Here is a 19,636-nt window from a genome sequence, read left to right as displayed (position 1 = left end):
GTGAACGGCCAAGCTTTGAACCTCAGCACCGAGGCTTTCGCCAAGCTGGCGCGCGAGCGGTTGCGCACCGAGCCGCCGGGGCTCGGCGACGTCATCGCCCGCCTGCGCGGCGACCACGAGAATCAGCCGCAGCCCGTGCCGATTCCGGACGAGAGGCGTGCAGTCCCCGCGGCCGTGCTGATCGGAATCGTGCCGCGCGCGGCCGGCCCGACCGTGCTCCTGACCCAGCGCGCCGCGGCGCTGCGCAATCATTCCGCGCAGGTCGCCTTTCCGGGTGGGCGGGTCGATGCGGTCGATGGTTCGCCGGTCGTGACCGCACTGCGCGAGACGGAGGAGGAGATCGGCCTGTCGCGTGAGCGCATCCGCACGCTGGGGTTCCTCGACGCCTATCTGACCGGAACGGGCTACCTCATCGTGCCGGTGGTGGCGCTGATCGAGCCGCCCTTCTCACTGGCGATCAACCATCACGAGGTCGACGAGGCCTTCGAGACGCCGCTGTCCTTCCTGCTCGATCCCGCCAACCACAAGCGGGAGGGGCGTGAGTGGAAGGGGCATTTCCGCACCTACTATGCGATGCCGTTCGAGGGTCGCTATATCTGGGGTGCGACCGCCGGCATGATCCGTAACCTCTACGAACGGCTGGCCGGTTAGGATTGTCTTGCGCGGATAGCGCGCCTGGGAACAACGAAACCGATGCTGCGCGCGATCATCGAAGAGGTTCTGCTCTTCGTCCTGCCTTTCTGCGTCTTCGCAGGCTACCTCGTGGTCAAGCGGCGCAACCCGTTCGACGTCGAGCATTGGAGCCGGCACGCCTTCTGGCTCGCCGTCACCGGTCTGCTGCTGGCGATCTCGGTGCTCACCTATACCGGCTTCATCGCTCCGCGCAGCGAGGGGGCGTACGAGCCGCCACATATGGAGAATGGGGTGCTCGTGCCCGGCCGGTTCAAATGACCGGGGGGCGCGAAGACGCCATCGCCAGCTTCCTGGCCGAGCCGGTTCTGGCCCGCCTCCTGAGCGCACTGAACGGGGAGGGAGAGGAAACCCGCATCGTCGGCGGCGCCGTGCGTAATCTTCTGCTCGGCGAGCCGGCGAACGACGTCGATCTCGCCACCACCGCTCTGCCGCAGGAGACGATCCGGCGTGGCCGGAAGGCCGGGTTCAAGGCCGTGCCGACCGGTATCGAGCATGGCACGGTGACGCTGGTCTCGGGCGGCGCGACCTTCGAGGTCACGACGCTGCGGCGCGATGTCGAGACCGACGGGCGGCGCGCCAAGGTCGTGTTCGGGCGGGATTTTGCCGAGGATGCGCTGCGGCGCGACTTCACCATCAATGCGCTGGGGCTCGATTGCGGGGGGAAACTGCATGATTACAGCACCGGCCTTGCCGATCTGGCCGGGCGGCGCGTGCGTTTCATCGGCAAGGCGGAAACGCGCATCCGCGAGGATTATCTGCGGATCCTGCGCTTCTTCCGCTTCCATGCCCGCTACGGCGCGGGCGCGCTCGATGCGGAAGGCCTGCGTGCCTGCATCGCGGGTCGAGAGGGGCTCGCAGGCCTGTCGCGGGAGCGCGTCCGGGCGGAGTTGATGAAGCTGCTGGTTGCTCCGGGAGCCGCCGCCACGGTCGAAGCCATGGCCGGGGCCGGGCTCTTGATGCCGGTGATCGGCGCCGTGCCGCATCTCTCGCGCTTCGTTGTCATCGCCGGCGAGGGCGGCGATGGCGTTCACCCGACCTTCCGGTTGGCGGCGCTGGCGGTGTCGGTTCGGGAGGATGCACCGCGCCTGCGCGAGCGGCTGCGGCTCTCGAACGAGGAATTCGACCGGATCGACCGGATCGCGCTGGCGCTGGAAGGGCTGGGCGGACGGGCGAGGCTGCCGTCGCTGGCGCGGCTGCGTCAGATCGCCGACCGCGCCGGAGCCGATGCTGGCGCGGCGGCCCTCGTTTTGCTGACGGCCTCGGCGGGCGAGGAAGCCGGCATCGAGGTTCAGGACCTCATCGGGCAACTGGCCAGGACACCCGTCTTCCTGCCGCGAGGGCAGGATGCGCTTGCCCGCGGCGTGCCGAAAGGCGAGCGGATCGGGCAGATCCTCGCGGAGGCACGCCGGCTCTGGATCGAGGCCGGGTGTCCCGCCGATGCGGAAGCGCAGTTCGAACTGCTCGATGCGGCCAGCCGGCAGGTGCTGGCTTAGGGCCAGCGCACCGTCGGCGGCATCGAAGACAGGATCGAATCGACATTGCCGCCGGTCTTCAGCCCGAAGATCGTGCCGCGGTCGTAGAGCAGGTTGAACTCGACATAGCGGCCACGCCGGACCTGCTGCTCATGGCGCTCGGCCTCGGTCCAGGGCTTGCCGATATTGCGGCAGAGTACGTTGGGATAGATGTCGAGGAAGGCCTCTCCCACCGCCTTGGTGAAGGCGAAATCGGCTTCGGCGTCGCCGGTCCAGACATAATCGTAGAAGATGCCGCCAATGCCGCGCGGCTCGTTGCGGTGCTTCAGGTAGAAGTACTCGTCGCACCACTGCTTGAAGCGGGAATAATCCGCCACGGCCGGGAAGTTGTCGCAGGGCCGGCGCATCGCGGCGTGGAAATCCCGCGAATCCAGGTCGTCCTGGTTGCGGCGGGCATTCAGCACCGGCGTCAGATCGGCGCCGCCGCCGAACCAGGGCTTGGTGGTGACGACGAAGCGCGTGTTCATGTGCACGGTCGGCGCGTGCGGGTTCCAGGGATGGGCGATCAGCGAGATGCCCGTGGCGTGAAAGCGCGGATCATCGGAGGCGCCGGGGATCTGGGCCGCGAAATCCGGGTGAAAGCTGCCATGGACGGTGGAGACATGGACGCCGACCTTCTCGAAGACACGGCCCTTCATGATCGACATGACGCCGCCGCCGCCGGGAGCGCCGTCGTGATTGGTGCGCTGCCAGGGCGTGCGGACGAAGCGGCCGGGCCGGTCGGTCTCGGCAGGGAAAGGGCCCGCCGCCTCGTCCTCGACCTCCTCGAAGGCCGCGCAGATCCGGTCGCGGAGATTCTCGAACCAGGCCGCCGCGCGGGGCTTCATCGCCTCGATGACAGCCGTATCGGCGGGCGCAGCTTCAACGGGCTTCGGTCTGTTCATGGTCGTGTCCATCACGGCGCGGAAAGCCGCCTGTCTGTCGCAACGCCTCGCCCATTACCATCGCAGCCGCAAGCGCGACATTGAGCGATCGCAAAGCCGGGCGCATCGGGATGTGAAGGCTCGCATCGGCCGCAGCCTGCACCGCGGGCGTGACGCCGGCCGATTCGCGCCCGACAAGGACGATGTCGCCGGGCTGGAAGACGAAATCCGGCAGCGGGGTCGCGCCGTCCGTCTCGGCGAGGACGAGGCGGTGCCCGGCGTCACGCCGCCACTGGTCGAAGGCCGCGAAGGAATCGTGGCGGGAGACGGCGGCGCGCTCGAGATAATCCATGCCTGAACGGCGGAAATGCCGATCCGAGACGTCGAAGGCGGCGGGCTCAACGATATCGACGGCGATGCCGAGACAAGCGGCCATGCGGATCATCGTGCCGGCATTCTGCGGGATGTCCGGCTGGAACAGGGCGAGACGCAACATGGCCCTGTCATGCGGTGACGCCCGGATATGCGTCAAGCAGGCTGGCCATTCGCGCAGGCGGGGGCCATATGCCTCGAAACCGTCGTGATGCCGCTCCAGGGGAAGGCAGACATGTTCGCTCCGCTCTTCCGCTGGCTCGAAAGCCGAATCGACGTCTTCGCTCCCTTCGACGAGCAGGAGACGCCGCCGCATGGCGTCTGGCCCTTCATGTGGCACCACATCAAGGGTGTGAAGGGCTGGATGGCGGCGATCATGATCACCGGCCTCGGCTTCAGCGGCATCGAGGCGGCGATGTATCTGATGGTCGGCTGGTTCGTCGATCTGCTCTCGACGCAGTCGCCGCAGACGATCTTCCGGGATCATGGCTGGCTGCTTGCGAGCGCCGCCTTCCTGCTCGTGGTCGTCAGGCCGCTGATCTATTTCGCCAACCACGCCATCGTCGATCAGGTCGTGGTGCCGCAGATCACCAACCAGATCCGCTGGCGCAATCATGTCTACACGCTCGGCCATGCGCTGGGTTACTTCCAGAACGATTTCGCAGGACGCCTTTCCGCCCGCGTCATCCAGGCCGGGCAGTCGATCCGCGGCGCGACGATCGAGGTCATCGACGATCTCTGGTACGCGCTGGTCTTCGCCACGGTCGCGATCGGCTTTTTCGGCAAGACCAGTCTCTGGCTCGCCCTGCCGGTCGTCGTCTGGCTCGGCGCCTATGTCTCGCTGCTCATCTACTTTGTACCGCGCGCCAAGAAGCGCTCGGAGGCGAATTCCTTCGGCCGTTCGACCACGACCGGGCGCATCGTCGATTCCTATACCAATATCCTGACGGTGAAGCTGTTCGCGCGCGCCGATGCCGAGCGCTCCGCCGTCCGCGACTCGTTGACGCGGTGGAACGCCTCCTTCCTCAACCTGTCTCGGCTGATCACCGGCGTCAGCGTGATCCTGCAGACGATGAACAGCCTGCTCGTCGTGGCGACGGCCTGGCTGGCGCTGCTGCTCTGGAGCCAAGGCGAGATGACGCCGGGAGCGGTCGCGGCCGCGATCGGCCTCGTGCTGCGCCTCGTGCAGATGTCGGGCTGGCTGATCCATCTCGTGCGCGGCATTTTCGAGAACATCGGCTCGGTCCAGGAGAGCATGGAGACCATCGCCAAGCCGCATGATCTGCGCGACGCGCCGGATGCACAGCCGCTCGTCGTCGACAAGGGAGCGATCAGCTTCGAGAATATCCGCTTCAATTACGGCCGGGGCGCCGGGCTGTTCGAGGGGCTCGATCTCAAGATCGAGCCGGGCGAGCGGGTCGGTCTGGTCGGACCGTCCGGCGCCGGCAAGTCGACGCTGGTGAACCTGCTGCTCCGGCTCTATCCGCTCGAGAGCGGGCGCATCCTGATCGACGGGCAGGACATCGCCCATGTCACGCAGGACAGCCTGCGTGCGCAGATCGGCATGGTGACGCAGGACAATTCGCTGCTGCATCGCTCGATCGGCGACAACATCGCCTATGGCCGGATCGGTGCGAGCGAGGACGAGATCGCCGCGGCCGCGCGACAGGCGGCGGCGCATGACTTCATCCTCGGGCTCGGCGATCAGGACGGGCGCCAGGGCTTCGATTCGCGCGTCGGCGAGCGCGGCGTGAAGCTCTCGGGCGGCCAGCGCCAGCGCATCGCCATCGCCCGCGTGCTGCTCAAGGACGCGCCGATCCTGATTCTCGACGAGGCGACCTCGGCTCTCGATTCAGAGGTCGAGGCAGCGATCCAGCAGCAGCTCGCGGCGCTGATGCAGGGCAAGACCGTGATCGCGATCGCGCATCGGCTTTCGACGATCGCCGCGCTCGACCGGCTGATCGTGCTCGATCAGGGGCGGATCGTGGCCACCGGAAGCCATGAGGAGTTGATCCGGCGCGGCGGGCTCTACGCCCGGCTCTGGGCGCGGCAATCGGGTGGCTTCCTCGCTGCCGCGGATCCGGAAAAGCTCACGGTCTGAGGTCCCCGCCTGCGAACTGTGCGCCATGCATGGGCGGGTGGTCCGCGACAGTAGACTTCGTCCAATCTGCATGTCAAAGAGCCCGAGGTGACGCACCGCCGCATTGCGGCGGTCGCGGCGCGCCCCTATGAGGGCGAGAGGCGACAATTTCGAGCTGTTCCAGCTCGCAAGACGTGCAAGAGGATTGGATCGTGGCGAACGCGACCGATACATCGACCGGAACAACCCGCCGCGATTTCCTGATGCTTACGACCGGGGCCGCAGGCGCCGTCGGCATCGGCGCTGTCATCGTCCCCCTGATCAGCCAGCTCGCTCCCGATGCGCAGACCGTCGCTGCCGGCGCGCCCATCGATCTCGATCTGACGCCGATCGCCGAGGGCCAGTCGATCAAGCTGTTCTGGCGCGGCAAGCTGATCTTCGTGCGCCACCGCACCAAGAAGGAGGTCGACGAGGCTCTCGCCGTCGATATCGCCACGCTGCGCGATCCGCAGACCGATCAGCAGCGCACCAAGCCCGGGCACGAGCGCTTCCTCATCGTCTATGGCAACTGCACCCATCTCGGCTGCGTGCCGCTCGGCAACGCTCCCGGCGAGCCGAAGGGCGATTATGACGGCTGGTTCTGCCCCTGCCACGGCTCGCACTACGATTCCTCCGGCCGCATCCGCAAGGGCCCGGCACCGCTCAACCTGCCGGTTCCGCCCTACGCCTTCACGGCGGACACCAAGATCAAGATCGGCTGAGCAATGCGCTCGACGCTTTCCCGCCAAGATGAGACAGCCTTGAGGCATTCTTCATGAGTGGTCACAGTTCCTACGTTCCGAAGACCGGCATCGAACGCTGGCTCGACGCCCGCCTGCCGATCATCCGCCTGGCTCATGATTCGGCCGTCTCCTATCCGGTGCCGCGCAACCTGAACTATCTCTGGACGTTCGGCGGCATCCTGGTGTTCATGCTGGTGGCGCAGATCATCACCGGCGTCATCCTGGCGATGCACTACACCGCCAACTCCATGCTGGCGTTCAACTCCGTCGAGCACATCATGCGCGACGTGAACTATGGCTGGTTGCTGCGCTATCTGCATTCGAACGGCGCCTCGATGTTCTTCGTCGCCGTCTACGTGCACATCTTCCGCGGCCTCTACTACGGCTCGTACAAGGCGCCGCGCGAGGTGCTCTGGATCCTCGGCGTGGTCATCTTTCTCCTGATGATGGCGACGGCCTTCATGGGCTATGTGCTGCCCTGGGGCCAGATGTCCTTCTGGGGCGCCACCGTCATCACCAACCTGTTCTCGGCGCTGCCGGTGATCGGCGAGACGATCGTCACCTTCCTGTGGGGCGGCTACTCGGTCGACAACCCGACGCTGAACCGCTTCTTCTCGCTGCACTATCTGCTGCCGTTCATGATCTTCGGCGTCGTCGTGCTGCACATCTGGGCGCTGCATGTCGTCGGGCAGAACAACCCGTCGGGCGTCGAGGTGAAGAACGTCGAGAAGGACACCGTGCCCTTCACGCCCTATGCGACCGTGAAGGACATCTTCGGCATGGTCGTGTTCATGATCCTGTTCTCCTGGTTCGTGTTCTATCAGCCGAACTTCCTGGGTCACGCCGACAACTACATCCCGGCGAACCCGGCCGCGACGCCGGCGCACATCGTCCCCGAATGGTACTTCCTGCCGTTCTACGCGATCCTGCGCGCCATCCCCGACAAGCTCGGCGGCGTGCTGGCCATGGGCTCGGCCATCGTCGTGCTCGCCTTCCTGCCCTGGATCGACACCTCCAAGGTCAAGTCGATGACCTATCGTCCGATCGCGCGTCAGCTCTTCTGGGTCTTCGTCCTGGTCTGCATCGGCCTGGGCTATCTCGGCGCCATGCCGGCGGAAGGTGGCTACGTCATCGCCTCGCAGATCTTCACCGTGCTGTATTTCGGCTTCTTCGTCGCGCTCTTCGTCGTCGGCCTGTTCGAGCGGCCCAAGGCGCTGCCGACCTCGATCGCCGATGCCGTGCTCGCCGCTTCCGCCAAGAACGGCTCGGCGGCGCGCATCGCGACCGCCACCGCTGCCGAACCGAACGTCAAGGGCTGACGGAACCATGAGCAGAACATCGTTTCGTCTCGCCCTGAGCGGGCTCGCCGCCGGCCTGTCGCTGGCGCTCTTCCAGCCGGCGGCGCAGGCTGCCGAGGGTGCGCCTCATCCGCCGGCACTCAACTGGTCGTTCGCCGGCCCCTTCGGCAAGTTCGATCGGGCCCAGCTGCAGCGCGGCTTCAAGGTCTACAAGGAAGTCTGCGCGAGCTGCCATGGCGCGAGCCTGGTCGCCTTCCGTAACCTCTCGCAGCCTGGCGGCCCCGAGTTCACGCCCGGGCAGGTCGCCGCGCTTGCCGCGACCTATCAGATCAAGGACGGCCCGAACGACCAGGGCGAGATGTTCGACCGGCCGGGCCGGGCGGCCGACCGCTTCCCGTCGCCCTTCCCGAACGAGCAGGCGGCGCGCGCAGCCCAGGGCGGCGCCTATCCGCCGGACTTCTCGGTTCTGGCCAAGGCCCGCACCTATGTTCGTGGCTTCCCGACCTTCATCTTCGACATGTTCACCCAGTATCAGGAGCAGGGGCCGGACTACATTCATGCGCTGATGGTGGGCTATGAGGAGCCGCCTGCCGGCGTCACGCTCCTGCCGGGGCAGAACTACAACAAGTATATGCCGGGTCACCTGATAGCGATGCCGAAGCCGCTTTCGGACGGGCAGATCGAGTACCCCAAGGGCCCGGACGGCAAGTCGCCGGTGCCGGAGACGGTCGACCAGTACGCGCGTGACGTCGCAGCCTTCATGGTCTGGATGGCTGAGCCGCATCTGGAAGCGCGCAAGCGCTTGGGCATGCAGGTCATGCTCTTCCTCGTGGCCTTCTCGTTCCTGCTCTACTACACCAAGAAGAAGGTGTGGTCGCGCATGCCGGACGGCTCGCCCGCGCACTGAGCGAGCACGACGATCCTGCGAAAGGCCCCGGAGACGGGGCCTTTTTGCTATCCGGCCGTCATTCTCGGGCGAAGCGAAGCGCAGATCCGGGAAACTCGGGCAGGCAGAAATGCCGAAGCCTCCTCGGCAGAAGATGCCCGGGTCGAGCCCGAGCATGACGGCGTTGCGCTGCGCACCGTATTGCGACCGTCATCGAAAGATGGTCCCTTCCGCGCCCGCAACAGGGAATCAGCCATGAGCGAAGCCGTCCTCGGAATCATCGGCGGATCGGGCATCTACGATCTGCCGGGCCTCAGCGACTTGCGCGAGGAGCGCATCGACAGCCCGTGGGGCGAACCGTCGGATACGCTGCGGATCGGCCGCCTCGGTTCCACCAAGATCGTCTTTCTGCCGCGGCATGGGCGCGGCCATGCGATTCCGCCTTCCGAGATCAACTATCGCGCCAATATCGACGTGCTGAAGCGCGCCGGCGTGACCGACCTCGTCTCGCTCTCGGCTTGCGGTTCCTACAAGGCCGAGCTCTATCCCGGGCTGTTCGTCCTGGTCGATCAGTTCGTCGATCGCACCACGCGGCGTGAAAGCTCCTTCTTCGGCAAGGGTTGCGTTGCCCATGTCTCCGCCGCCCATCCGGTTGGGCCGGGCTTGCAGGGGCGCATCGCAGCGGCTGCGGAAGCGGAGGGGTTGCCCTTCGTGCGCGGCGGAACGCTGGTGACGATGGAAGGGCCGCAATTCTCGACCTATGCGGAATCGATCACCTATCGCGGCCTCGGCTACGACCTGATCGGCATGACCGCGATGCCGGAGGCCAAGCTCGCGCGCGAGGCGGAGATCACCTACGCCACCGTCGCCATGGTGACGGACTACGATTGCTGGCACGAGCTGCACGGCGCGGTCGATGTTGCTTCCGTCGTGGCGGTTCTGCATGAGAATGCCGACAAGGCGCGCCGCCTCGTCGCGCGGCTTGCGGCCGACTTCCCGGCCGAGCGCGATGCTTGCCCGGCCGGCTCGCACAGGGCCCTCGACAATGCGATCATCACCGCGCCCGCCTTCCGCGATCCTGCTCTCCTGGCGAAGCTCGACGCGGTCGCCGGGCGCGTGCTCAAGGGCTGAATGATGGCTGCGCCCTTGACGAAGCCGGCTCGGCGTCCGACCAAGGCGTCCGTCACCATGTCCGAGACGACGTCAATGAACCTAGCCGACAGCATCCGCGCGATTCCGGACTATCCTCGGCCCGGCATCGTGTTTCGCGACATCACGACGCTGCTCGGCGACGCGCGGGCTTTCCGCCGTGCCGTCGATGAGCTGGTGCAGCCCTTCGCGGGACTGAAGATCGCCAAGATCGCCGGAATCGAGGCGCGCGGCTTCATTCTCGGCGGTGCCGTCGCGCATCAGCTTTCCGCAGGCTTCATCCCGGTGCGCAAGAAGGGCAAGCTGCCGCTCGAGACGCTGCGGGCGACCTATGCGCTCGAGTACGGAACCGACGAGATCGAGATTCACCGCGATGCGGTGCAGCCGGGCGAGCGCGTCCTGCTGGTCGACGATCTCGTCGCGACCGGGGGCACGGCCGAGGCGGCCGTCAACCTGTTGAGCGGGCTGGGTGCGGAGGTGGTCGCGGCCTGCTTCATCGTCGACCTCCCCGATCTTGGGGGGGCGGACAGGATCCGCCGGCTCGGCGTGCCCGTGCGGACGCTCGTGTCCTTCGCCGACTCTTGAGCCCATGAAGATCAACGGCCAGCATTACCGGACGATCTGGCTCGCGCAGGATGGCTGGCGCGTCGTCGTCATCGACCAGACGCGGCTGCCTTTCCGCTTCGAGACCGTGGCGCTCGGCTCGGCCGAGCAGGCGGCCGAAGCGATCCGCTCCATGGTGGTGCGCGGTGCCCCCCTGATCGGCGCGACGGCGGCCTATGGCGTCGCGCTGGCGATGCGGGCGGATGCATCCGACGCCGCGCTGGAGGCGGCGCTCGCGCTGCTTGGGGCGACCCGGCCGACGGCAGTCAATCTGCGCTGGGCGCTCGCGCGCATGCGGCGCGTGCTGGCGGCGCTGCCCGCCGAGAACCGCGCCGAAGCTGCCTATGTCGAGGCGGCGGCGATCTGCGACGAGGATGTCGCGCTCTGCCGCGCGATCGGCGAGCACGGACTGCCGCTGATCCGCGAGATCGCCGGGCGGAAGCCGGCGGGGCAGGTCGTCAACATCCTCACCCATTGCAACGCGGGCTGGATCGCGACGGTGGATTGGGGCACGGCGCTGGCGCCGATCTATCTGGCGCACGATGCCGGCATACCCGTCCATGTCTGGGTCGACGAGACGCGCCCGCGCAATCAGGGCGCGGCGCTGACTGCCTATGAGCTTGGCGCCCATGGCGTGCCGCACACCGTCATCGTCGACAATGCCGGCGGGCATTTGATGCAGCGCGGCGCAGTCGACATGGTGATTGTCGGCACGGACCGGACGACGGCGACGGGCGACGTCGCCAACAAGATCGGCACCTATCTCAAGGCGCTCGCAGCGCACGATAACGGTGTGCCGTTCTATGTTGCGCTGCCGTCGCCGACGATCGACTGGAGCATCGGCGACGGCCTCGCCGAGATCCCGATCGAGGAGCGTGCCGCGCGCGAGGTGACCCATCTTTCCGGGCTTGCGGAGGATGGCGAGGTGCGGCCCTTCCGCGTCGTCGCGCCCGGCAGCGGTGCGGCCAACCCGGCCTTCGATGTGACGCCGGCGCGGCTCGTCACCGGGCTCATCACCGAACGCGGCGTCTGCGCGGCAAGCGCCGAAGGGCTTGCGCATCTCTTCCCCGATTTGGCGAACAAGGCGACGGCATGAACGAGTTGGAGCTGCGGCAGGAGATCGTCGCGGTCGCGCAGGCGATCGACCGTGCGGGCTTCTGCCCGTCGAAATCTGGCAATGTCTCGGCGCGCTTCGGGGAGGGACTGCTGATCACGCCGTCCGGACTGCCTTATGCCAAGACGAAGCCGGAGGACCTGATCCATCTGGCGCTCGACGGGACGGTGCTGAGCGGGGCGCGCAAGCCTTCCTCGGAATGGCCGTTCCATGTCGAGATCTACAAGGCCCGGCCGGATGCGCAGGCGCTCGTGCACACCCATTCGCCGCGCGCCACGGCGCTCTCCAGCACGCGGCGCGGCATCCCGGCGTTCCACTACATGATCGCGCTCTGCGGCGGCGCCGATGTGCGCTGCGCCGACTACGCGACATTCGGGACGCCGGAGCTCGCTGCCAACGCAGTGAAGGGGCTGGAGGGGCGCAAGGCAGTGCTCCTCGCCAATCACGGCGTCATCGCGCTCGGCCAGACGCTGGGCGGTGCGCACACGATCGTGGCTGAGGTCGAGAACCTCGCAGGGCAGTATCTCGACATCCTGGCGGCCGGGCTCGAACCCGTCATCCTCGATGCTGCCGAGATGGAGCGCGTCGGCGCCAAATTCGCGGGCTACGGCAAGGTCGGCTGAGGTCGTCGCTTAGGATGCCGCCAACACCCGCCTCGCGCCGTGATCGCGCTGCCGCGATCAAGGCGGCAGCGTCTTTCCCGTTCTGCAGTGGCTCGGCTATGCCGGGACGGCGGCCGGCCGAGAGCACGCGCCGATCAGATTGCAGCGCAACCTGATCGGATCCGGCTCTAGTCGAGCATGAAAGGTTGCTCCAGCACGTCCCTGGAATCGAGGCCGAGCTGCACCTCGAAGCGCCCGCTCTCGACGACTTCCTTGAGCTCGGCATTGATGAACTTGAGCTGCTCCTTGCCGATCTCGAAACGGACCACGCGGCTCTCGCCGGGCTTGAGCGTCACCTTCTGGAAGCCCTTCAGCTCCTTTATCGGCCGCGCGATCGAGGCGTAGGGGTCGGCGATGTAGAGCTGCACGACGTTGGCGCCCTCATAGGTGCCTTCGTTGGTCAGCGTGGCCTCGGCAGTCAGGCGTTGGTCCCGCGTGATCCGGGCCGCCGAGAGCTTCAGGTTGGACAGGGTGAAGCGGCTGTAGCTCAGCCCGAAGCCGAAGGGATAGAGCGGGCCCTGCTCCTCCTCGAAATACTGCGAGGTGTAGTTGCCCGGCTTGCCCGGGGTGAACGGGCGGCCGATCCGCAGGGGGTTGTAGTAGGTCGGGATCTGACCGGCGGAGCGGGGGAAGGAGATCGGGAGCTTGGCCGAGGGGTTGTGGTCGCCGAACAGCACGTCGGCAATGGCGTTGCCGCCCTCGGTGCCGGTGTACCAGGTCTCCAGCAGCGCGTCGGCATTGTCCTTTTCCCAGCCGAGGGCAAGCGGACGGCCGTTCATCAGCACGACAACGAGCGGCTTGCCGGTCGCCTTGAGGGCCTTGAGCAGGGCGCGCTGGGAACCGGGCATCTCGATGCTGATGCGGCTCGACGATTCATGCGACATGCCGCGCACCTCGCCGACGACCGCGATCACCACATCGGCCTGGTTCGCGACCGATACGGCCTCCTGGATCATCTCCTCGGGGCTGCGCGGATCCTGGATGACCTCCGGCTTGTCCCAGTTCAGATAGTTCAGGTATTCGACGACCTTCGGATCGTCGAGGACGTTGGAGCCGCGGGCGGTAATGAGGCGCGCCTTGCCCTCGATCGCGTTCTCGATGCCGGCGCGTACGGTCACGGCCTGCTCGGCCACGCCCTGCGCGGACCAACTGCCGAGGATGTCGAGGCCGGAATCGGCCAGGGGCCCCACGAGCGCGATGGTTCCGGTCTTCCTCAGCGGCAGCGTCTGGTTGCGGTTCTCCAGCAGCACGATGGTTTCGCGGGCGATCTCGCGCGCCGGCTGGCGGTGGAGGCGGCTGTCGGCCTTCTCGTTCACCGGGTCGTCGGCGGGTTTGCCCATGCGCAGGAACGGGTTGGCGAACAGGCCGAGATCGTATTTGGCGCCCAGTACCTCACGGACGCAGGCGTCGAGTTCGGCCATCTTGACCTCGCCCGAGGCGATGAGGCCCGGCAGCTCGGCAAGATAGACCTGATCGGCCATGCTGAGGTCGATGCCCGCCTTGATGGCGAGCTTGGCCGCCTCACGCGCATCGCGCGCGACGCCATGGCGCGTCAGCTCGGTGATTGCGCCATGGTCGCTGACGGTCACGCCGTCGAAGCCCCATTGCTTGCGCAGCAGATCCTGCATCAGCCAGGTGTTGGAGGTCGCGGGCACGCCGTTGATCGAGTTGAGCGCGACCATCACGCCGCCGGCTCCGGCCTCGATCGCGGCACGGTAGGGCGGCAGATAGACCTGATGCATGCGCAGCGGGCTCATATCGACCGTATTGTAGTCCCGCCCGCCTTCGACCGCGCCGTAGAGCGCGAAATGCTTGACCACGGCCATGATGCTGTCGGAGCGGTCGGTGGCGTCGCCCTGGAAGCCGCGGACGCTGGCCCGAGCGCATTCGGAGACGAGATAGGGGTCTTCGCCGAAGCCCTCCGAGGTGCGGCCCCAGCGCGGGTCGCGGCTGATGTCGACCATCGGCGCGAAGGTCATGTCCACGCCGTCGTTGCAGGCTTCGACGGCCGAGACGCGGGCCATGCGCTCGATCGCGGCCATGTCGAAGCTCGCCGCCAGCCCGAGCGGGATGGGGAAGGTCGTGCGGTGGCCATGGACCACGTCATAGGCGAAGAAGAGCGGGATCTTCAGGCGGCTGCGCTTGATGGCCGCTTCCTGCAGCGGCCGATTGTCGCGCCGGATGACGGTGTTGAACGAGCCGGCGATGCGCCCGGCTGCAACCTCATCCATCAGCTTGGCATGCGGCATCTCGGGGCCGATGCTGATCAGGCGCAGCTGGCCGATCTTCTCCTCGACCGTCATGCGTTTGATCAGGTCGTCGATGAACGTCTTCTTGCTGACGGGGCCGGTCAGGTTGAGGGCTTGTTTCGGCGCCGCTTCAGCGGGCTTTGCCGCCATCCCCGCTGCCAACGCGACTGAAGCCATGGCGCCTAGCGCCTGGCGCCGGGACAAGCCACGATCGGCCTCGTCATTGCATGACACCGCATCCAGCCCGTCGGCGGCCGGCGCACCGTTCGAATTATCCATGCTGAGTTCGTTCACTGAGGTTGGGAAAGGCGAAGGGCGGCGTGGGAGCGGTTCGGAAGAACGACGCTCATTCCTTGACCCTTGGATCGATGATGGGCATTTGTGCTCGGGTGCGCCGCTGCCAACGTGGGACGGGCGCGCTCCGCCCCGCCAGCCTGCATCTTTAAGGAGCTGATGTGAACTTGTCGACCCGTTCTGGTAACGGGGCCTTCAATATGGCCCGGTTTTCTTCTTCGGCCGGACGCATGCTGACGATAGCATTGGATTGGTGCGGAGCGGCCCGGCGCGGGGCGGGCTTCGCGCGATTGGGACTGGCGCTCGGCTGGCTGGCCGCCGGCACGCTCGCCTTGACCCCGGCCTTCGCGCAGAAGCGCCCGGCTGATTTCGGGCTCGAGGATGTGCTCGCGAAGGCGAAGGCGCTGGCGGACAAGCCCCACGTCACGCCGGTCAGCAATCTGCCGGACGTGTTCAGCAAGATGCAGTTCGCCGACTACCAGAAGATGCAGCCCCGGCGCGACCGCTTTGCCTGGACCGAGCTGCGTACGCCCTTCAAGCTGGCCTTCTACCATCAGGGGATGCAGTTCAACACGCCGGTGAAGATCAACGAGATCGTCAACGGCGCCGTGCACGAGATTCCCTACGACGCGGGGCGCTTCGACTTCGCCGATCTGCATTTTGACCGCAATGAGACCAGCAAGCTCGGCTGGGCCGGATTCCGGGTGGTGTATCCGATCAACCAGGCCGGCAAGCTCGACGAGGTCATGAGCGTGCTGGGCGCGAGCTATTTCCGCGTCATCGGCAAGGGACAGATCTACGGTCTTTCGGGGCGCGGCCTGGCCATCGATACCGGCCTGCCGATTGCCGAGGAGTTTCCGGCTTTCCGCGAGTTCTGGCTTCGCCGCCCCAAGTCCGGGGATCAGCGTCTGACCTTCTATGCGCTGATGGATTCGCCGCGGGCGACGGGCGCGTATGAATTCACCCTGGCGCCGGGCGCCGACACGGTGTTGAGCGTCAAGGCGCGGGTCTTCATGCGCGAGGGGGCGGCGCCGCGGACGCTTGGCATCGCGCCCTTGACCAGCATGTTCCTCTTCGGCCCCAACCAGCCGTCGTCGACCTATAACTTCCGGCCGGCCATCCACGATTCCAACGGTCTCGCCATTCGTGGCGGCGACGGCAAATGGACCTGGAGCCCGCTCAGCAACCCTCCGTCCGCGGTGGCTATTACCAATTTCGCGGCCGAAAACCCGAAAGGTTTCGGGCTGCTTCAACGTGGACGCTCGTTCACGCGCTACGAAGATCTGAAGGATCGCTACGACTTGCGTCCGAGTGCCTGGATCGAACCGACCAACGCCTGGGGCAAGGGCAGCGTGCGTCTCGTCGAAATCCCGACAGCGGACGAGACCAATGACAACATCGTCGCCTTCTGGGTGCCCGAGAGCATGCCGGCGGCCGGCCAGCCGCTGCAGTTCGACTATCGAATCCACTGGACGACGGACGAGCCTGCGATTTTGAAGGACGGCACGTCCTATGTCTGGCAGACGATCCGCTCTACCGGGGAGTTCTATCAGTCCAACCTCATTCGCGCGGGCGACGGGACGCAGGCGTTCCTGATCGACTTCAAGGGGTCTTCGTTGCGCAAGCTTTCGCCGCAGGCGCAGATCACCGCCGAGGTCGGCGCCAACGACAATGTCGAGATCGTCGGAACCGAGCTGCAGCCGAACCCCGCCATCCAGGGCTGGCGTCTGACGTACCGGGTCAGAATCAAGAACCCGGCCGTGTCTTCCGATCTGCGTGCGACATTGAAGCTGGGCGACCGCACGCTCACCGAGACCTGGAACCTGAGAATTCCTCCTTTGCCCGCTCCGAAGGCAAGGGAGTCCTATCTCAATCCCTTCAAGGCGATCGAAGGTCAAAGGTCAGAGCTGGTCGAACCGAAGCCCTGACGCCACGCGTTGTGGCCGCGCCTGCCGTGCTCAAAAGGCGGGCAGGCGGGGTCCTGGGATCAGGCGGGCTTTCGCTCGACGAAGACGCAGCCGTCGAAGCTGAAGACCTCTTCGCCCCTCTGGTTGATGCCGGTGTTGTGGTGGAAGAACAGGCCCCATTGCGGCCGCGAGGCGCTCTCGCGCTTGTCCGCCACCTCGGAGAAATAGGTGATGCGGTCGCCGGCGAGGACCGGCTTCGACCAGCGCAGATTCTTGAACCCGGGCGAGGGGCCGAGACGGGCCGGGCGTCCGGTCGTCGCTGCGAGCTGGCGCCTGCGGTGCGAGACCATGGTCGCCATCCAGACTGCCGCCGTATGCCAGCCTGAGGCCGCGAGCTGGCCGAAGAGGCTGGTGCGCGCCGCCGCCTCGTCCATGTGGAAGGGCTGCGGGTCGAAGCTGCGGGCGAAGGCGATGATTTCCTCCGCGGTGAAGACGAAGCTGCCGAGCTCGTGGCGGCTGCCGATCTCCAGTTCCTCGAAGAAGCGGGTAGGCTCGGGAGCCTCTGCGGGCGCCTCCAGCGGGCTTTCGAGGGCCGGGGGCTCGTAGCGCGGCGAATGGGCGAGCCAGTCGCCCTTCGGCTGCGGGGCGACGCCGGATTCCTTGCGGCCGAACATGATCCAGTTGGTCTGCTCCAGCAGCGGCTCGCCGCGCTGGTTGAGCAGTTCGAGCCGGAAGCGCACGAGGCCCATTTCGGGCCGCGAGCGCGAGGCCTTGGTCTCGAGCACGGTGCGGCGCGCGGTCACACTGTCGCCGGGAAGCAGCGGGCGCAGCCACTTCACCTCTTCGATGCCCGGCGCGCCCATGCCGGTCGAATCGAGCAGGAAGCTCTCCGCCATCAGCCGCATCAGCAGCGAGCAGCTGTGCCAGCCGGAACCGATCAGGCGGCCGACGAAGCTCGCCTTGGCGGCTTCCGGGTCGACATGGAAGTCCTGGGCGTCATAGCGCGAGGCGAAGGCGACGATATCGTCCTGAGAGACAGCGATGCCGTGCGAGAGGACGCTCTCGCCAGTGACGAAATCCTCGAACTGCAGCATCTGCGGGCTCACTCAGGTCGCGAAGCGGAAGTGCAGCACGTCGCCGTCGGCGACGACGTACTCCTTGCCTTCGAGGCGGAACTTGCCGGCCTCGCGTGCGCCCGACTCGCCCTTGTTGGCGACGTAGTCGTCATAGGCAATGGTTTCGGCGCGGATGTAGCCCTTCTCGAAATCCGTGTGAATCACGCCGGCGGCCTGCGGGCCCTTGGTGCCCTTCTCGATCGTCCAGGCGCGGGCCTCCTTCGGGCCGACGGTGAAATAGGTCACGAGGTTGAGCAGCTTGTAGCCGGCGCGGATGACGCGGTTCAGGCCCGGCTCCTCGAGGCCGACCGCTTCGAGATATTCGGTCTGCTCCTCGGGCGGCAGCACCGCGATCTCGCTCTCGATCTTCGCCGAGACGACGACGGCGACGGCGCCCTCCTCGGCAGCGCGCTTCTTCACAAGCTCGGAGAAGTTGTTGCCCTTGTCGGCGCTCGCTTCCTCGACATTGCAGACATAGAGGACGGGCTTGGACGAGAGCAGGCCGAGCAGCTCGAAGGGGCGGCGCTCCTCGGCGGCAAGCTGGACGAGGCGGGCCGGCTTGCCGTCGCGCAGGAGGACGAGGCAGCGGGTCATCAGGTCGACCGCTTCCTTGGCCTCCTTGTCGCCGGACTTGGCCTTCTTCTCGAGCGGGACGACGCGTTTCTCGAGGCTTTCGAGGTCGGCGAGCATCAGCTCGGTTTCGATCGTCTCGATATCGTCAATCGGCGAGACCTTGCCCTCGACATGGGTGATGTCACCGTCTTCGAAGCAGCGCACGACATGGGCGATGGCGTCGCATTCGCGGATATTGGCAAGGAACTGATTGCCGAGGCCCTCACCCTTCGAGGCGCCGCGCACCAGGCCGGCGATGTCGACGAAGGTCAGCCGGGTCGGGATGATCTCCTTCGAGCCGGCGATGGCGGCGAGCTGCTCGAGCCGCTCGTCGGGCACCGCCACATCGCCGACATTCGGCTCGATGGTGCAGAACGGGTAGTTGGCGGCCTGCGCCGCAGCCGTCTGCGTGAGCGCGTTGAAGAGGGTCGACTTGCCGACATTCGGCAGGCCGACGATTCCGCATTTGAAGCCCATGATCGCCTGTTCCGTTGCCCTCGACGGACTGAACGGCCGCCGGGCGTGAAGCTTTGAAAGTTGCGGCCTTATTGGGGGGCTTGCGCAATAAAGACAAGTGCCGCGCGCCTTATGGCCGATGCGCCGCTCACGCGAACGTGCATGGCGACGGCACGGATGCTGGTGCTGGATCGCCCGGTCGCGTTTGCCTGCGCCGTTCGGAGCATCGCCATGAATCGTTTCGGTTTCGCACTCACCCTGTCGGTCTTCGCTCTGGCCGGAGGCCTGGCCGTCGCGCAGGCGCCGGGGACGCGATTGCGTGGCACGGTGGAGCGCATGGAAGGCTCGACGCTGGATCTCAAGGCCGCTGACGGGCGGGAGGTGAAAGTCGCCCTCGCACCAGGTTTCTCCACCGGCGGGGTTGTACCCGCGAAGGCGTCTGACATCGCGAAGGGAAGCTTCATCGGGGTCGGCGCGAAGCCGCAGCCGGATGGCACGCTGCTGGCCGTGCAGGTCATGATCTTCCCGGAGGCGCTGCGCGGGACCGGGGAGGGGCACCGGCCCTGGGCCGTTTTGCCTGACGCGACCATGACCAACGCGACCGTGGCCGAGACGGTGTCGCGGGTCGACGGCGCCAATCTCGTGCTGAGCTACCCCGGCGGCGAGCAGAAGGTCGCGATTACGCCTGAGGCAACCATCCTGATGGCGGCGCCGGCCGAGGCTAGCGAGCTCAAGCCCGGCGCCCAGGTCACGATGACGGCGAGCCGGCAGGCCGACGGCAGCTACAGCACGAGCCGTGTGACGGTCGCGAAGTCAGGCGCGAAGCTGCCGTTTTAGCGTTCATGAGGCATTTGTGGGCGAGGGGCATTCCGGACCAGCCGCGTCAGCGGCGCCGATCGGGGATGATGCCCGAACCTGTCCGGAGAGGCTCGGGCTGGATCCCGGGTCTCCCTTCGGTCGCCCGGGATG

General features: G+C 66.6%; 18 protein-coding genes. 13 read left to right on the top strand and 5 right to left on the bottom strand.

The window, feature by feature from the left end:
* The 3 genes from AC1DIN_RS03150 to AC1DIN_RS03140 are packed head-to-tail and all read left to right on the top strand — an operon-like array spanning position 1 to position 2,186.
* Positions 1 to 651: a CoA pyrophosphatase gene (locus AC1DIN_RS03150; RefSeq protein ID WP_476808632.1), complete on the top strand. Its 651-nt coding sequence runs from the start codon at positions 1 to 3 to the stop codon at positions 649 to 651.
* A gap of 42 nt (positions 652 to 693) precedes the next feature.
* Positions 694 to 951 (top strand): DUF6111 family protein, encoded by a 258-nt coding sequence (locus AC1DIN_RS03145; protein ID WP_441469907.1) that lies wholly within the window; start codon positions 694 to 696, stop codon positions 949 to 951.
* Positions 948 to 2,186, top strand: a complete 1,239-nt coding sequence (locus AC1DIN_RS03140; RefSeq protein WP_476808631.1) for a CCA tRNA nucleotidyltransferase — start codon at positions 948 to 950, stop codon at positions 2,184 to 2,186. Before AC1DIN_RS03145 ends, AC1DIN_RS03140 begins: the two co-directional genes overlap by 4 nt.
* On the opposite strand, the gene hemF is transcribed toward AC1DIN_RS03140, so the two are convergent.
* Both hemF and AC1DIN_RS03130 read right to left on the bottom strand, forming a co-directional pair.
* Positions 2,183 to 3,052, bottom strand: a complete 870-nt coding sequence (gene hemF, locus AC1DIN_RS03135; RefSeq protein ID WP_476808719.1) for an oxygen-dependent coproporphyrinogen oxidase — start codon at positions 3,050 to 3,052, stop codon at positions 2,183 to 2,185. The two genes, AC1DIN_RS03140 and hemF, sit on opposite strands and share 4 nt — an antisense overlap.
* A 34-nt stretch (positions 3,053 to 3,086) precedes the next feature.
* Positions 3,087 to 3,584, bottom strand: coding sequence for a tRNA (cytidine(34)-2'-O)-methyltransferase (locus AC1DIN_RS03130; protein WP_441469905.1), 498 nt, complete (start codon positions 3,582 to 3,584; stop codon positions 3,087 to 3,089).
* Between the two features lie 111 nt (positions 3,585 to 3,695).
* On the opposite strand from AC1DIN_RS03130, the gene AC1DIN_RS03125 reads away from it, so the two are divergent.
* The 8 genes from AC1DIN_RS03125 to AC1DIN_RS03090 all read left to right on the top strand — a co-directional run bounded on the left by AC1DIN_RS03125 (position 3,696) and on the right by AC1DIN_RS03090 (position 11,995).
* Entirely contained in the window at positions 3,696 to 5,561 is a 1,866-nt protein-coding gene (locus AC1DIN_RS03125; protein WP_441469904.1) for an ABC transporter ATP-binding protein, read from the top strand.
* Positions 5,562 to 5,752: 191 nt separating this feature from the next.
* Positions 5,753 to 6,301 carry a ubiquinol-cytochrome c reductase iron-sulfur subunit gene (petA, locus tag AC1DIN_RS03120; RefSeq protein WP_441469903.1) on the top strand — a complete coding sequence of 183 codons (549 nt, stop codon included), beginning with the start codon at positions 5,753 to 5,755 and terminating at the stop codon, positions 6,299 to 6,301.
* Between the two features lie 53 nt (positions 6,302 to 6,354).
* Positions 6,355 to 7,641 (top strand): cytochrome b, encoded by a 1,287-nt coding sequence (locus tag AC1DIN_RS03115; protein ID WP_441469902.1) that lies wholly within the window; start codon positions 6,355 to 6,357, stop codon positions 7,639 to 7,641.
* A gap of 7 nt (positions 7,642 to 7,648) precedes the next feature.
* On the top strand, positions 7,649 to 8,527 hold the full coding sequence (locus AC1DIN_RS03110; RefSeq protein WP_476808630.1) for a cytochrome c1: 879 nt from the start codon (positions 7,649 to 7,651) through the stop codon (positions 8,525 to 8,527).
* 234 nt (positions 8,528 to 8,761) lie between these two features.
* Positions 8,762 to 9,637, top strand: a complete 876-nt coding sequence (locus AC1DIN_RS03105) for an S-methyl-5'-thioadenosine phosphorylase (RefSeq protein ID WP_441469900.1) — start codon at positions 8,762 to 8,764, stop codon at positions 9,635 to 9,637.
* Positions 9,638 to 9,694: 57 nt separating this feature from the next.
* Positions 9,695 to 10,240, top strand: a complete 546-nt coding sequence (locus AC1DIN_RS03100) for an adenine phosphoribosyltransferase (RefSeq protein ID WP_476808629.1) — start codon at positions 9,695 to 9,697, stop codon at positions 10,238 to 10,240.
* Positions 10,241 to 10,244: 4 nt separating this feature from the next.
* Positions 10,245 to 11,354 carry an S-methyl-5-thioribose-1-phosphate isomerase gene (gene mtnA / locus AC1DIN_RS03095; protein WP_476808628.1) on the top strand — a complete coding sequence of 370 codons (1,110 nt, stop codon included), beginning with the start codon at positions 10,245 to 10,247 and terminating at the stop codon, positions 11,352 to 11,354.
* On the top strand, positions 11,351 to 11,995 hold the full coding sequence (locus AC1DIN_RS03090) for a class II aldolase/adducin family protein (protein WP_476808627.1): 645 nt from the start codon (positions 11,351 to 11,353) through the stop codon (positions 11,993 to 11,995). Before mtnA ends, AC1DIN_RS03090 begins: the two co-directional genes overlap by 4 nt.
* A 167-nt stretch (positions 11,996 to 12,162) precedes the next feature.
* Here the strand turns inward: AC1DIN_RS03090 and bglX are convergent, their stop codons facing one another.
* Positions 12,163 to 14,562 carry a beta-glucosidase BglX gene (gene bglX, locus AC1DIN_RS03085; RefSeq protein WP_476808626.1) on the bottom strand — a complete coding sequence of 800 codons (2,400 nt, stop codon included), beginning with the start codon at positions 14,560 to 14,562 and terminating at the stop codon, positions 12,163 to 12,165.
* A 245-nt stretch (positions 14,563 to 14,807) separates the two neighbouring features.
* Here bglX and AC1DIN_RS03080 point away from each other — a divergent pair, with 245 nt between their 5' ends.
* Positions 14,808 to 16,505 carry a glucan biosynthesis protein G gene (locus tag AC1DIN_RS03080; RefSeq protein WP_476808625.1) on the top strand — a complete coding sequence of 566 codons (1,698 nt, stop codon included), beginning with the start codon at positions 14,808 to 14,810 and terminating at the stop codon, positions 16,503 to 16,505.
* 59 nt (positions 16,506 to 16,564) lie between these two features.
* Here AC1DIN_RS03080 and AC1DIN_RS03075 read toward each other — a convergent pair whose 3' ends face one another.
* Positions 16,565 to 17,590 carry a MaoC family dehydratase gene (locus AC1DIN_RS03075; RefSeq protein ID WP_476808624.1) on the bottom strand — a complete coding sequence of 342 codons (1,026 nt, stop codon included), beginning with the start codon at positions 17,588 to 17,590 and terminating at the stop codon, positions 16,565 to 16,567.
* The gene (gene ychF, locus AC1DIN_RS03070) at positions 17,591 to 18,688 is read right to left on the bottom strand and encodes a redox-regulated ATPase YchF (protein ID WP_441469893.1); all 1,098 of its coding nucleotides are present in this window, start codon (positions 18,686 to 18,688) and stop codon (positions 17,591 to 17,593) included. It abuts the gene before it with no gap.
* A 156-nt stretch (positions 18,689 to 18,844) separates the two neighbouring features.
* On the opposite strand from ychF, the gene AC1DIN_RS03065 reads away from it, so the two are divergent.
* Positions 18,845 to 19,504 (top strand): hypothetical protein, encoded by a 660-nt coding sequence (locus AC1DIN_RS03065; RefSeq protein WP_441469892.1) that lies wholly within the window; start codon positions 18,845 to 18,847, stop codon positions 19,502 to 19,504.
* Positions 19,505 to 19,636: the final 132 nt, after the last annotated feature.

The sequence above is a fragment of the Allobosea sp. 05T438 genome (genome assembly GCF_056396025.1).
This window is presented reverse-complemented; position numbering and strand designations above follow the sequence as displayed.